General features: G+C 42.6%; 14 protein-coding genes. 2 read left to right on the top strand and 12 right to left on the bottom strand.

Going from position 1 to position 15,506, the window contains the following annotated elements:
* Positions 1-22: 22 nt before the first annotated feature.
* The 5 genes from gyrA to FTU03_RS08140 all read right to left on the bottom strand — a co-directional run bounded on the left by gyrA (position 23) and on the right by FTU03_RS08140 (position 6,910).
* Complete coding sequence (gene gyrA, locus FTU03_RS08120) at positions 23-2,995, bottom strand: DNA gyrase subunit A (RefSeq protein ID WP_179992661.1); 2,973 nt, start codon at positions 2,993-2,995, stop codon at positions 23-25.
* Between the two features lie 257 nt (positions 2,996-3,252).
* A complete protein-coding gene (locus tag FTU03_RS08125; RefSeq protein ID WP_125278449.1) occupies positions 3,253-3,918 on the bottom strand; it encodes a hypothetical protein in 666 nt (221 codons plus the stop codon).
* Positions 3,919-4,087: 169 nt separating this feature from the next.
* Positions 4,088-5,020 (bottom strand): FAD-binding protein, encoded by a 933-nt coding sequence (locus FTU03_RS08130; RefSeq protein WP_179992660.1) that lies wholly within the window; start codon positions 5,018-5,020, stop codon positions 4,088-4,090.
* An 18-nt stretch (positions 5,021-5,038) separates the two neighbouring features.
* Positions 5,039-5,791: an electron transfer flavoprotein subunit beta/FixA family protein gene (locus FTU03_RS08135; RefSeq protein WP_159124425.1), complete on the bottom strand. Its 753-nt coding sequence runs from the start codon at positions 5,789-5,791 to the stop codon at positions 5,039-5,041.
* 513 nt (positions 5,792-6,304) lie between these two features.
* Positions 6,305-6,910, bottom strand: a complete 606-nt coding sequence (locus FTU03_RS08140) for a LysE family translocator (protein ID WP_179992659.1) — start codon at positions 6,908-6,910, stop codon at positions 6,305-6,307.
* A gap of 112 nt (positions 6,911-7,022) precedes the next feature.
* Here FTU03_RS08140 and FTU03_RS08145 point away from each other — a divergent pair, with 112 nt between their 5' ends.
* Positions 7,023-7,517, top strand: coding sequence for an Lrp/AsnC family transcriptional regulator (locus FTU03_RS08145; RefSeq protein WP_005236726.1), 495 nt, complete (start codon positions 7,023-7,025; stop codon positions 7,515-7,517).
* A gap of 48 nt (positions 7,518-7,565) precedes the next feature.
* Here FTU03_RS08145 and FTU03_RS08150 read toward each other — a convergent pair whose 3' ends face one another.
* The 7 genes from FTU03_RS08150 to FTU03_RS08180 all read right to left on the bottom strand — a co-directional run bounded on the left by FTU03_RS08150 (position 7,566) and on the right by FTU03_RS08180 (position 13,673).
* Positions 7,566-7,940 (bottom strand): hypothetical protein, encoded by a 375-nt coding sequence (locus FTU03_RS08150; protein WP_159124423.1) that lies wholly within the window; start codon positions 7,938-7,940, stop codon positions 7,566-7,568.
* Between the two features lie 207 nt (positions 7,941-8,147).
* Entirely contained in the window at positions 8,148-9,038 is an 891-nt protein-coding gene (gene xerA / locus FTU03_RS08155) for a site-specific tyrosine recombinase/integron integrase (RefSeq protein WP_171069894.1), read from the bottom strand.
* Between the two features lie 26 nt (positions 9,039-9,064).
* Positions 9,065-9,682: an alpha/beta fold hydrolase gene (locus FTU03_RS08160; RefSeq protein ID WP_179992658.1), complete on the bottom strand. Its 618-nt coding sequence runs from the start codon at positions 9,680-9,682 to the stop codon at positions 9,065-9,067.
* 95 nt (positions 9,683-9,777) lie between these two features.
* Positions 9,778-10,623 (bottom strand): diaminopimelate epimerase, encoded by an 846-nt coding sequence (gene dapF, locus FTU03_RS08165; RefSeq protein ID WP_179992657.1) that lies wholly within the window; start codon positions 10,621-10,623, stop codon positions 9,778-9,780.
* Positions 10,624-10,635: 12 nt separating this feature from the next.
* A complete protein-coding gene (gene lysA, locus FTU03_RS08170) occupies positions 10,636-11,880 on the bottom strand; it encodes a diaminopimelate decarboxylase (protein ID WP_179992656.1) in 1,245 nt (414 codons plus the stop codon).
* A gap of 24 nt (positions 11,881-11,904) precedes the next feature.
* Positions 11,905-12,138, bottom strand: coding sequence for a lipoprotein (locus FTU03_RS08175; protein ID WP_005236736.1), 234 nt, complete (start codon positions 12,136-12,138; stop codon positions 11,905-11,907).
* Positions 12,139-12,269: 131 nt separating this feature from the next.
* Positions 12,270-13,673: an amino acid permease gene (locus tag FTU03_RS08180; protein WP_159124419.1), complete on the bottom strand. Its 1,404-nt coding sequence runs from the start codon at positions 13,671-13,673 to the stop codon at positions 12,270-12,272.
* A 321-nt stretch (positions 13,674-13,994) separates the two neighbouring features.
* Here FTU03_RS08180 and FTU03_RS08185 point away from each other — a divergent pair, with 321 nt between their 5' ends.
* Positions 13,995-15,341, top strand: coding sequence for a sodium:alanine symporter family protein (locus tag FTU03_RS08185; RefSeq protein ID WP_179992655.1), 1,347 nt, complete (start codon positions 13,995-13,997; stop codon positions 15,339-15,341).
* The last annotated feature ends 165 nt before the right edge of the window (positions 15,342-15,506 follow it).

Below are 15,506 nucleotides of genomic sequence, written 5' to 3' on the forward strand. Positions count from 1 at the left end.
CCTTTTTCATCAGTAGCAGAACTTATTCCTCTACTGTATTGTCATCATCTTTTTCAGCTTCTTGTGTATCAGTTACATCATCAGCTGCAGATTCAGTATTTTCAATATCTTCCAATATTTCCAACTCATCTTCAACTGCTTCAATCGCTTCTACACCCACCAGTTTTTCGTCTTCAGCCAGACGGATCAGACGAACACCTTGTGCATTACGACCAGTCTGTGCCACTTCAGAAGCACGGGTACGAACCAGTGTACCGCCATCAGAAATCAGCATCAGTTCTTTAGATGCGTCAATCGCAACTGCACCGACCAGCTCACCGTTACGTTCTGAGGTCTTGATTGCAATCACACCCTTACCGCCACGTTTCTTGGTTGGGAAGTCATCTACCGGGGTACGTTTACCATAACCATTTGCAGAAGCACACAGCACTTCACCGGTTTCAGGTACAACCACTAGAGATACGATACGACTAATGAAGTTAGCTTCAGTTGTATCTTCATCATCAGATTCAACATCTGCATCTTCTGCATCTTCAACCTGAGAAGCACCGATGGTCACGCGCATACCGCGTACACCTTTGGCTGAACGACCCATTGAACGTACGTCAGTCTCTGCGAAACGAATTGCTTTACCTTCGTTCGAGAACAACATAATTTGCTGTTCACCGTCAGTAATCGCAACACCAATTAAGGTGTCATCGCCATTCAGTTCAATCGCACGTAAACCGTTTGAACGAACATTTGAGAACTGTTCCAGTTCTACACGTTTAATCGTACCGTACTCAGTCGCCATAAACACATAGAAGTTCTTACGAACAGCTTCGGCTTGCTGTGCAAAGTCATTGATGATGTCAGCATCAAGATCAGTGGTTGAAAGTGCTAAACCAAGCTCTTTCAATTGAACACGCAGTGCATCAGAAATATCATCTGCACCATCTTCAGATTCAGCAAGAGCAGCTTCTAGTGCCGCAAAGTGACTATTGATCACTTCATTGGTTTGCAGCTGGGCAGCATTGGTCTTCACAAATGCCTTGAAGTCAGCCAGACGTTCTTTGAATTTCTTCGGTGCATCAATCACTGGCAAGATAGCAGTAATGGTTTCGTTGTCATCCAGCGGCAACAAGTTCACCATTGGGCGACCTTTGGCACCACGCGAAGCTTGTGGCACCTCATAAACTTTCAGGCGATAAACCTTACCGACATTGGTGAAGCAAAGTACCGTAGCATGGTTCGATGTTACAACCATGTGCTGGATGTAATCGTCTTCTTTCATGCTGGTTGCAGACTTACCACGACCGCCACGACGTTGCGCAGCATAGTCAGATAATGGTTGAGTTTTCGCATAACCAGTTTTTGAAACCGTAAGAACCATTTGTTCTTCAGGAATCAGGTCTTCACGAGAGAAGTCGATACGAGACTCAACGATATCTGTTTTACGCGCATCGCCATATTGCTGAAGAATCAATGCCAGCTCTTCTTTAATCACGTTCATCAATAAGTTGAAGTCATTTAAGATGGCTGTGTATTCAGCAATTTGACCTAAGATTTCAGAATATTCAGCTTGAAGTTTATCCTGCTCAAGACCAGTTAAGCGATGGAGACGTAGTTCCATGATCGCGTTAACTTGAGTCGGAGATAAACGATACACATCGCCATCAATACCAAACGGGCGGTTTGGATCTTCGCCTTCAATTTCATCAGGACGTACAGAAACAGCACCCGCTTTTTCGAGCAAGGCTGCTACACCGCCTGCTGCCCACTCACCTGCCTGTAAACGCTCACGCGCTTCAGCCGGGTTGGCAGAAGTTTTGATGGTTTCGATGATGGCATCAATATTTGCCAGAGCAACGGTTAAACCTTCTAAAATATGACCACGTTCACGTGCTTTGCGCAGTTCGTACATAGTACGACGTGTCACGACTTCTTGACGGTGACGAATAAACGCAGCGATGATGTCTTTCAGATTCATCAATTTCGGCTGGCCATTGTCCAAGCAAACCATGTTAATGCTGAAAGAATTTTCTAACTGTGTATTCTGGAACAGGTTATTGACGATGACTTCAGCATTTTCACCACGCTTCAGGTCAATCGCAATACGCATCCCTTCCTTGTCCGATTCATCACGAAGTTCAGAAATGCCTTCAAGTTTTTTCTCTTTGACCAGCTCGGCGATACGTTCAATCGTTTTCGCTTTGTTGACCTGATAAGGAATTTCTGTGAAGACAATCGTAGTACGGCCAGATTTGGCATCTTCTTCAAAGTGATATTTACCACGAATATGCAAACGGCCTTTACCAGTACGATAGGCATCCACGATACCTGATTTACCGTAAATAATACCGCCCGTTGGGAAATCTGGACCGGAAATGTATTCCATCAAACCTTCGATGCTGATATTTGGATTATCTGCATAAGCCAGACACGCATTCACTACTTCAGTCATGTTGTGTGGCGCCATATTGGTCGCCATACCGACTGCAATACCAGCCGCACCATTCACCAACAGGTTCGGAATACGAGTTGGCATGACTTGCGGAATACGCTCAGAACCGTCGTAGTTATCTTCCCAGTCAACTGTATCTTTTTCCAGATCAGCCAATAACTCATGGGTCAGCTTACGCATACGAACTTCGGTATAACGCATTGCCGCAGCGCTATCGCCGTCGATTGAACCAAAGTTCCCTTGACCATCAACCAGTTGGTAGCGCAGACTAAAGTCCTGAGCCATACGGACAATGGTTTCATAAACAGCAAAATCACCATGTGGGTGATATTTACCGATGACATCACCTACAACACGGGCAGACTTCTTGTAAGCTTTGTTGTAGTCATTGCCCAATTCGTGCATTGCGAAAAGCACACGACGATGAACAGGTTTTAGACCATCTCGTACATCCGGCAAGGCACGTGACACAATCACGCTCATTGCATAGTCTAAATACGAGTGCTTGAGTTCATCCTCAATGGCAATCGGTCTAATTTCCGATACGCTCATGCATACTCCTTATTCTACAAGCCAGATTTGGCTTGCATTTATATGTCGTAAATCCAGCTATAAATCGGCTCAAAAAAAAGCTGAACCAATATTAAAATTTAGTCGTACAGTATAGCATAATCTAGGCTAAATTTACCTGTTTCAGCCCCAACTATCCACAGGATTTTTAGTAGAAATTTTAATCACTTCACAATATTTTGATATTAAAAAACCTCTGCTTGCAGAGGTTCATTTTTTTCTTTAAAAAAGCAAGTCACTTAAATATGAAGTTTAGAATCTATATCGGACAAATCATCTTCAGCTATGACCTGACTAGTTGATTTTGTCACAGCACAATCTTGCTTCATTAATGGATAAGCGACCAGGAATAAGCCGATAATAAGCGGAAATTCGTATAGTTCTTCCATCAAATCTTTATAGATAAAATCTGTAAAAATAAAATGAATAAAAAACCGATTATGTTCAATGCCATCAGACATCAGCAAGCCAATGAAAGCTAATATGAGTGCCCAAATTGGAAGTGATACATGCTTAAACTTATAAGCAATTTCTTGACGCAAAGGTGCTAAAAACAGCATAAACACCACGGGTGCAATCACAAGAACCGAAATACCACGGAAATAGATTTTTGGCACTTCCGGGAAATAGTCACGTCCCCAGCTGGTACTTCTACCAAACAGCATAATCCACCATGCAACTGACCAGAGCCAAAATTGTTTTTGACCTTTACTTAATTCAAATGGACGGATATAGAAAAAACTAAATACGGCAAAACCAAACAACATTAATGCTTGAATTGACTCAACTGCTGTAACCGTCATACCGCCTAACAAAGGAAGGTGCAGGCTCGGGAGAAAAGGGAAAATCAAACAGCAGATCATCATTACCAAAATACTGACTGGTAACTGAAAATCAAATTTCACGGACACTCCGCCAAATGGCAAGCTTAATAAAAGTTTAATATTAACACAAAATATACAATAACCAAAATTTCGAGTCAGAAATGGACGACTTGTTAGTTAGATTAATTATTTAGATTTAAAAAAAGAAAAACGCTCCTAAAGGAGCGTTTTTTTGAAACTGATTCAGAAATTAGATTTTAGAAACCAATTCAGGAATTACAGTGTTCAGGTCACCTACTAACCAGTAGTCTGCTACTGCATTAATTGGAGCTTCTTCATCTTTGTTGATCGCAACGATCACTTTAGATTCTTTCATACCTGCCAAGTGCTGGATCGCACCAGAGATACCTACAGCGATGTACAGGTCAGGTGCAACGATCTTACCAGTTTGACCAACCTGCATATCGTTAGGAACGAAACCAGCATCAACTGCAGCACGTGAAGCACCTTGAGCAGCGCCAAGTTTGTCAGCTAGTGGATCAAGGATTTTGTGGTAGTTCTCACCAGAACCTACACCACGACCACCAGAAACGACGATACGAGCAGCTGTCAATTCAGGACGTTCAGATTTAACGATTTCTTCATTAATGAACTTAGAAATACCAGCATCACCAGTAGAAGCAGCAGCTTCAACCGCAGCAGAACCACCTTCAGCAGCAACCGCATCAAATGCAGTACCACGAACAGTTGCAACGATTACTGATTCAGAAGACTCAACAGTTGCAATCGCGTTACCTGCATAGATCGGACGCTTGAATGTATTTGCAGAATCAACAGCGATGATGTCTGTGATCATGCTGACATCAAGAAGTGCAGCAGCGCGTGGCAGAATGTTTTTGCCAGTTGTAGTAGAAGCAGCAAGAATATGGCTATAGCCTTTACCTAATTCTGCAACCAGTTTTGCTACATTTTCAGCCAATTGGTTTGCATAAGCAGCGTCGTCAGCAAGTAAAACTTTGCTTATGCCCGCAACTTTAGCTGCCTGATCAGCAACTGCTTGAGCGCCAGAACCAGCAACCAATACAGTGATATCACCACCGATTTTTTGCGCCGCAGCAACAACGTTTAAAGTAGCAGCGTTAAGTGCTTTGTTGTCGTGCTCAGCGATTACTAAAATACTCATGATTTTTATCCTTCTGTATTAGATCACTTTCGCTTCGTTTTTCAATTTTTCTACAAGCTCGTCTACAGACTTCACTTGTACGCCAGCTTTACGCTCTGCAGGAGATTCAACTTTTACTGTTTTCAGTTTAGTTGTAGTAGTTACACCGAAATCTGCAGGTGACTTGGTATCAAGCGGTTTTTTACGCGCTTTCATGATGTTTGGAAGAGCTGCATAACGTGGCTCGTTCAAACGTAAGTCAGTAGTTACGATCGCTGGAAGTGATAATTCAACAGTTTGTAGACCACCGTCGATTTCACGAGTCACTTGTACTTTGTCGCCTTCAACTTTAACTTCTGAAGCGAATGTACCTTGACCTGCACCTAGAAGTGCACCAAGCATCTGACCAACCTGGTTAGAGTCGTCATCAATTGCTTGTTTACCAAGAAGGATCAATTGTGGTTGTTCAGCTTCAACAACGCCTTTTAGAATTTTAGCAACTTCTAGCGCACCTAGCTGGCTGTCATCAGCTTCAACCAGAATACCGCGGTCAGCACCAAGCGCCATTGCAGAACGGATTTGTTCTTGAGCTTCTTTAGGACCAATAGAAACAACAACGATTTCTGAAACAGTTCCTTTTTCTTTTAAACGAACCGCTTCTTCCACCGCGATTTCACAGAATGGGTTAATTGACATTTTAACGTTTGTTAAGTCAACACCACTGTTGTCCGGCTTAACGCGAACCTTAACGTTGGCATCAACCACACGTTTTACAGCAACAAGAGCCTTCATGTAATCCTCGGCTGTTTTAGCAAATGTAAATGTTGAGAAAAGTTATAATAACTCTTCACTTAAATTTTTTTAGGTGCCCTATCTTGCAATGTGCACGGCATTTCGGTCAAGTCACAATTCAGCAAAGAGCTGTAAAAATGCGTAATTTTCCTTGAACGATGCGTTCACAATTAATCCGTATCGATTTATTACAATGAATTTTATCAATATTTAATAAAATTTAACCTTTGATTTTTATTATGTTTTTATTTGATGAAACACATCAGAACTTTTGATTTTTGCTTATTAAATGCACAAATCCGTCCTGAGATTTGTGGAAAATGACTTATATTTAAAAATGACCGCTTTGGTCAGTTTGGACATAATAGAGAATTGTTCATCATTTATTCTGCATATCTGCTCAATTTACTCCGCTTTATTTTGTTGGCAGGTCTAAAAATCGGGTTGTCATCAATCTATAAATATAAAAAAAGCATACCGGGAGCAGTATGCTTTTTTAAAATACGCCATTGCTTAATTAATAATTAACCAGCTTGCAGCAAGGGCAAGTAAACCACCTGAGGTGCCATCAACCCATTTCTGTTTACGCTCATCAATTTGTGTATTGCGGATAATTCTGCTGAACAGAATGCTGAGAGCACAATAAACAATGAAAATCATGCCGATAAAAATAAAAGAGAGAATTAAGCCTTGGCTCACCGTATTTCCGCTTTTATCGATAAACTGCGGCAAGATCGCAAAATAGATCAGCATGCCTTTAGGATTGAGTAAGGCCGTAAAGAAGCCTTTTTTCACTGGATTAGCACTGGTCTTTTTCTCAATTTTCATTGAATTTTTGCTAAATACTGATTTCAACAGGCTACAAGCCAGATAGAGCAAATAAGCAATACCCAACCAGCGAATCGCCTCAAACAATACCGGAAAAGACACGATAATGGCTGCGATTCCTAATGCTACCAAAATGGAATGTACCAGATAACCTGAACAAATCCCGATGGTTGCCATCATGCCTGCTTTTGCATCTTTACCCATCACTTGAGACAGGATAAACAGCATATCTGGTCCAGGTGTAAAAATCAGGGGGAGCACGGTCAGTGCAAAAAGTGCAAATACAGACATTTCCTTTTCCTTTGAATCTTCGGAAAGTGGAATTAGTATCTGCGAATTTTTACAAAATAGGCTTTCAATTTATTTTATAATAAGTATTATTTTTCGAATTATATTCTAATTTATGAAAATATCTTCCAAATCTGTGCGAGTAAAACTTGATCGAATTGATAAAAATATCATTCATCACTTGCAAGCCAATGGCCGTATTCAGAATAACGATCTGGCGCGGGAAATTGGACTATCCCCTTCTTCCTGTCTGCGTCGGGTAAAATTGCTTGAAGATGCGGGCGTAATCCAGAATTACACCACCATTGTCGATTCACAAAAAATCGGTTTTCAACTGATTCTATTTTCACGGATCTGGCTGGTCGGTCAGGATGCAGAAACCATTGATACTTTTATCGAGGCGATGAAAGAACTGCCTCAAGTGATGGAGTGCTATATCATTCTGGGTGAATGTGATGCGATGTTAAAAGTTGTGGTGCCTGATCTAGAAAGTTACCGCAAATTCCAGTCCACACATTTGACCAAGAAAAATGGCATTACCAGTGTCAAAACAGATTTACCCAGCCAGATTATCAAGCAAAGTTTTCAGTTACCCTTGGATGACTTATAAAATATTTTAGCAATAAAAAAGGATGACCTTAGTCATCCTTCATGTTCATTAAACTTGCAGAAAGTCACGATGCACATGACTCAGTTCAATCAGTTCATAAGACTTCAGATCGAAAATATTCCAAATTTCGAGCGCATCTTCTTTTAGGTCAACAGCTTTACTGGCTCGCTGCGTGGTCTGCCATTGCAGATCAGAAATCCATAGATAATACTGGCCTGTTTCAGGATTATAAGCCTGCATTTTTCCTTCTGCATTAATCCCTTGCACGATTGCTCCTTCAGGGAGAACGGCTTCAATAGTGGGCAAGCTAATCTCAACAAAATGTTTAATCTGGCGTAAACCATAACCCGCAAACATATCTTTTTGGGCTGGGCTTAACTGCGCATGCTTTTGTTGTATATCCGGGATAATTGCTGTGTCCATAAAAATTCCAGTATCGAGATCGCTGATTTTCTTTTAAAAATTGATTACTATTTATACTTATATCCGAAAACAGCCATTTGAAAAATAAGACAATAGTGAAATATCTTTCTAACAGTCTGTTCAGGTCATATTTTGAGCATGATACATGAAAGTTTTATGCCATGAATCCTAATCATCCGACAAGCGGAAGAAAACTTTAAATTTTTCCTATTCTTTATGCTGTGCCCGCGGATGCGCCTGATCGTAAATTTGCGCAAGTCGATCAAAATCAATATGAGTATAAATTTGTGTAGTACTCAAATTGCTATGCCCCAACATTTCCTGAACGGCACGAAGATCACCGCTATTCGACAGCATATGACTGGCAAAACAATGCCGCAATAAATGCGGATGCAGGTCAACATTAACCCCTGCACGCTGCGCCTGAAACTTGACCCGGTTTTCAATTTGCCGTGCACCGAGCGGATTGCCTTTTTGGGTGATAAATACATTCGCGTCAGGTACAAAATCACCATTCCAGAGCGGATAAATTTTTAGCCATTCCATCAGACTGTCTTTGGCTTTTGAACCAAAAGGCACTACCCGGGTTTTATTGCCTTTACCAGTAATACGCAAGAGCTGACGATTAAAATCAACATCCTTGATTCTTAAGCTCTGAATTTCTGCCAAACGTAAACCACTGGAATAGAGTAATTCCAGAATCGCCTTGTCTCTCAACCACATTTGCTGCTGCGCTTCGGTTTCTGGAGCCGGCTGGTCCAGAATCTGGTTCACAGTTTCAATATCGACCATACCCGGCAAAGGACGTGACTGACGTTTCAACTGAAAATCATCAGCCGGATTAAATGCCAGATACTGCGCCTGCTCTGCCCATTTCATGAACTGGCGAATCGAAGAGAGCATCCGCTGCAAGCTACTCGAACTTAATCCGTGCTGCTCGACTTTTTCAGCCAGAAATTGGCGTAAATCCGTGGCTTCCACATCATTAAGCGCTAGTTGTTGTACTGCGCAGAACTCCAGAAAATCAGCCACATCACGTTCATAGGCCTGCAAGGTATGTTTAGACTGGTTCTGGATCTCACGTTCTTTGAGCCAGATTCCGAGCAAGTCTTTTGCAGAAAGCTTTACTTGCTCCATTCAATTGACTCCAGCCAAGCTTCAATCAGTTCTGCGGTCTGTACTGGATGAGTCGCCGCAAAGAAATGATCTCCGCTTTGAATTACATGCAGGTTTGCATGTTTCAAATTTTGCTTTAAGCATTGCCCCACCTGAACGGTACTTAAAGCGTCTTGGTCACCCCAGATCAGTAGAACAGGAATCTCAAGATTGCTTAACTGTTTCAGGCTAAATACGGTTTGATCTTGTAAAAACCAGTCAGGAACATCTTTAAACTGCTCGCGATAATCTATCCGCCAGTCAGCACAACCGAACTGTGATAGATCCACACCACCAGAAGTTGCCAATAAAACCAGTCCTTTGACTTTCTGTGGATGATGTAGTGCAATTCCAACTGCAAGAACTCCCCCCATGGACTGGGCAACCAGAATCGAATCATCCTCAATCTGCTCTGTGATGAGTTCCTGCAGATCATGAAGATTTTGAATAGTTGAATTTGGTTCTACCCCATCGAAGCCCGGATATGTCAATATTTTTGTAGATTGATCTGTTTTTAAATGAGCCAACAACGGCTGCCAAAAGCCTTGGCTGCCTGATGCACCCGGTAAAAACACAAGCTGATTCATAGAGCTGTTGTGATATCAATTAAATATGGAATTCATCCTATCATAAAAAAAGCACCGTACTATGTGCGGTGCTTTTTAGAGAAATAAATGTGGGATTAACCCTGGAAGTAGCGCAAGTCCAGTCGACCTTCATAAACATTGGCGGTTGGGCCCGTCATCCAGACTACATCACCTTCTTTCCATTCAATCTGCAATTTACCACCCGCAAGTTCAATTTCGACCTTGCTAGATAACAAACCACGGCGCATACCAGACACTGCTGCAGCACAGGCACCTGTACCACAAGCCAGTGTTTCACCGACACCACGCTCATAAACACGTAAACGGGCATGCTTTTCATCAATGATCTGCATAAATCCAGCATTAACGCGTGCCGGGAAACGCACATGAGATTCCACCTGTGGACCAATTTTAGCCACATCAGCAGTCAACACATCCGGAACAATCGTCACTGCATGTGGATTACCCATATTCACCACATCAATCGTCAGTTTCTCACCACCCGCCAGATCGATGTCATACAGATTTTCCGGTTCTTCAGCCACGAATGGAATTTCCTGAGGTAGGAATTTTGGATAACCCATATTCACTCGTACCCAGCCATTGGCACCAAGTTCAGGTTCCACGATTCCAGCTTTGGTCTGTACCTTGATTTTGGTTTTAGTCGTTAATTGACGTTCATGCACGAAACGGGCAAAACAGCGCACACCATTACCGCACTGCTCAACTTCAGAACCATCCGCATTAAAAATACGGTATTTAAAATCTGCACTTGGAATATCAGGCGGTTCAACAATCAAGAGCTGGTCAAAACCCACACCAAAGTTACGATTTGCCAAGCGCTGAATAGTGAGAGTATCCAGATAAGCACGCTGGCTAATCAGGTCTATCACCATAAAATCATTGCCCAGGCCATGCATCTTGGTAAATTCAAGCAACATTATTCAGTCTCCTTAAGGCAATAAACGCTCACGTTCCCAAAGTGATTCAACCGTTTCACGCTCACGAATCAGATGCGCCTGATCACCATCCACCATCACTTCAGCAGCACGGCCACGACTGTTATAGTTTGAACTCATTACGAAACCATATGCACCAGCCCCAAGAACTGCTAGTACATCATTTTCTTTAATGGCAAGCTCGCGTTCTTTGCCCAGGAAATCGCCTGTTTCACAGATCGCGCCCACCACATCCCATTCTTTTGTTTCCACATCTGTACGCGGTGTCACAGACTGAATATCCATCCATGCTTCATATAAAGCTGGACGAATCAGGTCATTCATCGCGGCATCAATGATGGCAAAGTTACGGTGATTGGTTGGTTTCAGCAGATCCACTTTGGTCAGTAAAACACCTGCATTGGCAGAGATACTACGACCCGGCTCCATATAAACTTTCAGGCCCAGTTTTTCTAAAGCCGGACGCATGGCATTGGCATATTCTTCAACCGATGGGGGTGTTTCATCTTTATATGTCACACCCAGACCACCACCGATATCGATGTGTTTCAAGTTGATGCCCATGTCTTTCAGCTTGTCGATCATGACAATGACACGATCCAGCGCATCAACAAAAGGCTGAGTTTCAGTCAACTGCGAACCGATATGACAGTCAATCCCGACCACTTCAAGATTTGGCAATGATGCTGCATAAGCATAGGTATCAAATACGCTATCTGATGGAATACCAAATTTGTTTTCTTTTAAACCAGTGGAAATATATGGATGGGTTTTCGCATCAACATCCGGATTAACACGTAGAGAAATCGGCGCTTTAACCTTAAGTTCAGCCGCTACTTTCTGAATACGGTCCAGTTCGGCATAAGATTCCACATTAAAACAGGCAATGCTTACTTCTAATGCCTTTTTAATATCTGCTTCAGATTTACCCAAGCCTGAGAATACGATTTTTGAAGGCTCACCACCGGCTTTCAAGACACGAGCCAGTTCACCACCAGTCACGATATCGAAACCAGCACCCTTCTTGGCCAATACATTCAATACCGCAAGATTAGAGTTTGACTTTACCGCAAAACAGATTTGATGATCGATAAAGCTAAAAGCACGGTCCATATCCAGATAATGCTTTTCAAAAGTTGCTTTTGAATAAACATAAAGTGGTGTGCCAAATTGCTCTGCGAGCTGTTGCAGTGAACATTGCTCAGCATGCAATACCCCATTAATGCGGGTGAAACTCATGAATGTATCCTTTCTCTGAAAGTCTTAAGGAGATGGTGTTGAATCGGATTCAGCGGGCGCTTCAAATTGCTGCTTGACCGGCGCATCCTGTTGTTCATCTGATACTTGCGGTGCAGATTCAGTATTTTTATAGAGTAAATACTTGGCACGTTTATCGTAGTTTGGATCATTTGGAAGATGTAAAGCTCCCGACTGACCACAACCGACCAAGGCAAAACCGACTGTAATTAAACTGATGTAGCAAATGACCTGACGCATCTGACCACCTATATGAGTATTTTCGATGAAGTATAACGCGATCATCCGTATGACCAAAGCGCTAAACGCTAGAGAGTATATTCAGACATAAAAAAACGCCAGCAGATCGCTGACGTTTTTATTGATATGGATTATTTATGTTTCTGTTTATATAAGCCTAAATATCCAATAATCAGCAAAATGAACCACACCGGGCTGACCATCAAGGCACGACGGGTATCATCTTCCAGCGATAACACACCAATCATACCAACAAAGAAAATAATGACGATCCAGCAAGTCACCAATCCACCAGGCAGCTTGAATATGGATTTAGCATGCAATTCCGGACGGGTACGGTAATAGATCATGTAGCTCCAGATAATGATCAGCCATACACAGATAAACAGAATAGTCGACAAAGTCGTTGCTAAGGTAAATGCTTCAACCGTATTCGGCACGAAGTATTGTAATGCTGCACCGAGCAATAAACAGATCGCTGAGAAATACAAAGCATTCGCTGGAACGGCGCGCGAATTCAAACGACCAAATGCTTTCGGTGCCTGTTCTTCACGAGACAAACCAAACAGCATACGGCTGGTTGAGAACACCCCACTGTTCATCGATGACATTACTGATGACAACACCACCAGGTTCATGATGATCGCGGCCGCCGCAATACCTGCTTGACTGAACAGATTCACAAACGGAGAAACATTTGGATTGATCTGATCCCATGGTGTTACTGACATCACAATGATCAGAGCCAGCACATAGAAAATAATAATACGGATCGGAATCGAGTTCACCGCTTTCGGCAGGTTACGCTCTGGATCTTTGGTTTCAGCAGCCGTAGTACCAACCAGCTCTACACCTACAAAGGCGAAAATCGCAATCTGGAAACCAGCCAGGAAACCCATAGTTCCTGTCGGGAATAAACCGCCATGATCCCAGATATGGGCAAATGAAGCGACCGTACCTGCATCATTAGTAAAGCCAGTAAAGATCATCCACAGACCCACACCAATCAAAACAATAATGGCGATAATCTTGATCAAAGCAAACCAGAATTCCATTTCACCAAACAGTTTCACGGTTGCCAGGTTCAAGCCCATAATAAAGACAATAGAGGCAATACTGATCAACACGCCTTCACCCGGAGTAAATGGCAGACCGTTATTAAAGAATTGCAAGTAATAGATAATGGCTGACAAATCCGCGATACCAATCGTGATCCAGCATAACCAGTAGGTCCAGCCGACAAAATAACCTGCCCATGGCCCGATCAGATCTGTGGCAAAATCAATAAAAGATTTATATTGCAGATTGGATAACAATAATTCACCCAATGCACGCATGACCAGAAACACCATAAAACCGATGATCATATAAATCACCAGAATGGATGGTCCTGCCAGGCTAATGGTTTTCCCTGAACCCATAAACAGGCCGGTGCCAATCGCACCCCCAATGGCAATTAACTGCAGGTGCCGGTTGGATAAACTACGCTGTAGCTCACCATCTTCCGATGATGAGTGACTATATTTTTCTGACATTATTTCATTTCAACTTTGAGTTTTAATCGCGACAAATTAACGTAAAAAACATGGAATACAAAAAGAAAATTCGCATCATTTGTATTTTCCAACTAATCTTGCAAGTTAATTTATTTTTCTTATATCAATATTCATTTATCTTTAGTCTTAGTTTTAAGGCGCAATGAATACAGGATTTTTCTTGTCAAAGCGCTGAAACTATGTAAAAAATAGAATACAAATCCGCCAATATTCGCGTTTAGGATGAGCGCGCATGGCATAGCAATTGCTTTTCAATCAACATCTCAAATAAAGCTGACACGGATAAATAAGAAGAAATTTATGCAAAATTTACAAAGCATCATGGAAACCGTCAGTGGCTGGGTCTGGGGCCCATATATGCTGGTCCTCATTGTCGGTACCGGTATATTCCTGACCTTCCGCCTGCTGTTCTGGCAGTTCCGCATGTTGCCACTGGCCTTTAAACAGGTTTTTGGCAAACACCCTTCGCATGAAGGCGATATTTCCCAGTTTGGCTCACTCATGACCGCACTGTCAGCTACCATCGGTACCGGTAATATTGCCGGTGTCGCAACTGCCTGTGTGCTGGGTGGTCCTGGGGCCGTATTCTGGATGTGGATGACTGCCCTGTTCGGAATGGCAACCAAATATGGCGAAGGTGTACTGGCCGTCAAATACCGGGTTAAAAATGAACGCGGTGAAATGTCTGGCGGTCCAATGTATTACATTGAGCGTGGCCTGAAATGGAAATGGCTGGCGCTGATCTTTGCGTTCTTTGGTGCTGTCGCATCTTTCGGAATTGGTAGTTCAGTTCAGTCCAACACTGTTGCACTCGCGGTAGAAAATGGTTTCGGTCTGGAAACCTGGGTTACAGGGATCGTGATCACTGCGTTTTCTGCACTAGTGATTCTAGGCGGGATTAAGTGGATTTCTAGAGCTGCTTCCTTCATCGTTCCAATTATGGCGATTGGTTATGTAGCGGGCGGTCTGATCATTATTTTCACCCATCTCGATTTAGTGGGTCCTGCACTAAAAATGATTTTCACCTATGCTTTTACTGGTGAAGCTGCCGTAGGTGGTGCGATTGGTGCGGCGATTCGTTATGGTGTCGCGCGTGGTGTATTCTCAAATGAAGCTGGTATGGGTTCAGCACCGATTGCCGCAGCTGCTGCAAAAACCGATCACCCTGCACGTCAAGGTCTGGTTTCCATGACCGGAACCTTTATTGACACGATTATTGTCTGTTCGATTACCGGTATTGTCCTAGTGATGGGCTTCATCATGGCCGGCAGTGATTTTAGTGGACAAACCGGTGCTGTTCTGACCGTTTCTACATTTAACAAACTGCTGCCAGGTGTTGGTGGCTGGATTGTGACCTTCGGCATTATCTTCTTCGCCTATTCCACCATTTTAGGCTGGAGCTACTACGGGGAAAAATGTGCCACTTATCTGCTCGGTGAGAAATTTGTATTCCCTTATCGCATCATCTATATCCTGTCAGTATTTATTGGCTGTGTCGCGACACTAGATCTGGTCTGGCTGTTTGCAGATACCTTCAACGGTTTGATGGCGATTCCAAACTTGATCGGCCTGTTACTACTGTCTGGAGTGATCGTGAAAGAATCCAAAGATTTTATTGCTCGCCGTAAATCAGGTGAACTGTATTAATCAAATTTAAAACCCTTAATAAAAAGGCCACGTTCATCGCACTGCTGTCCCATAGTTTGCTTTAAATAAAAAAACCTGAGTCCTAACAGTTAAAATATGAGTGCAAACAAACACTTTAACGACCAGGATTCAGGTTTTGTCACATCAGAATACCGTATTTCATGA

The organism is Acinetobacter sp. YH12046 (assembly GCF_013419905.1).
Taxonomy (GTDB): domain Bacteria; phylum Pseudomonadota; class Gammaproteobacteria; order Pseudomonadales; family Moraxellaceae; genus Acinetobacter.

Coding starts and splice junctions, on each gene's coding strand:
- FTU03_RS08135 (WP_159124425.1), bottom strand. CDS start 5,791: ATGAAGGCTCTTGTTGCTGTAAAACGTGTGGTTGATGCCAACGTTAAG.
- lysA (WP_179992656.1), bottom strand. CDS start 11,880: ATGAGTTTCACCCGCATTAATGGGGTATTGCATGCTGAGCAATGTTCA.
- FTU03_RS08185 (WP_179992655.1), top strand. CDS start 13,995: ATGCAAAATTTACAAAGCATCATGGAAACCGTCAGTGGCTGGGTCTGG.
- FTU03_RS08175 (WP_005236736.1), bottom strand. CDS start 12,138: ATGCGTCAGGTCATTTGCTACATCAGTTTAATTACAGTCGGTTTTGCC.
- FTU03_RS08150 (WP_159124423.1), bottom strand. CDS start 7,940: ATGGACACAGCAATTATCCCGGATATACAACAAAAGCATGCGCAGTTA.
- FTU03_RS08140 (WP_179992659.1), bottom strand. CDS start 6,910: ATGTCTGTATTTGCACTTTTTGCACTGACCGTGCTCCCCCTGATTTTT.
- gyrA (WP_179992661.1), bottom strand. CDS start 2,995: ATGAGCGTATCGGAAATTAGACCGATTGCCATTGAGGATGAACTCAAG.
- dapF (WP_179992657.1), bottom strand. CDS start 10,623: ATGTTGCTTGAATTTACCAAGATGCATGGCCTGGGCAATGATTTTATG.
- FTU03_RS08145 (WP_005236726.1), top strand. CDS start 7,023: ATGAAAATATCTTCCAAATCTGTGCGAGTAAAACTTGATCGAATTGAT.
- FTU03_RS08130 (WP_179992660.1), bottom strand. CDS start 5,020: ATGAGTATTTTAGTAATCGCTGAGCACGACAACAAAGCACTTAACGCT.
- FTU03_RS08180 (WP_159124419.1), bottom strand. CDS start 13,673: ATGTCAGAAAAATATAGTCACTCATCATCGGAAGATGGTGAGCTACAG.
- FTU03_RS08160 (WP_179992658.1), bottom strand. CDS start 9,682: ATGAATCAGCTTGTGTTTTTACCGGGTGCATCAGGCAGCCAAGGCTTT.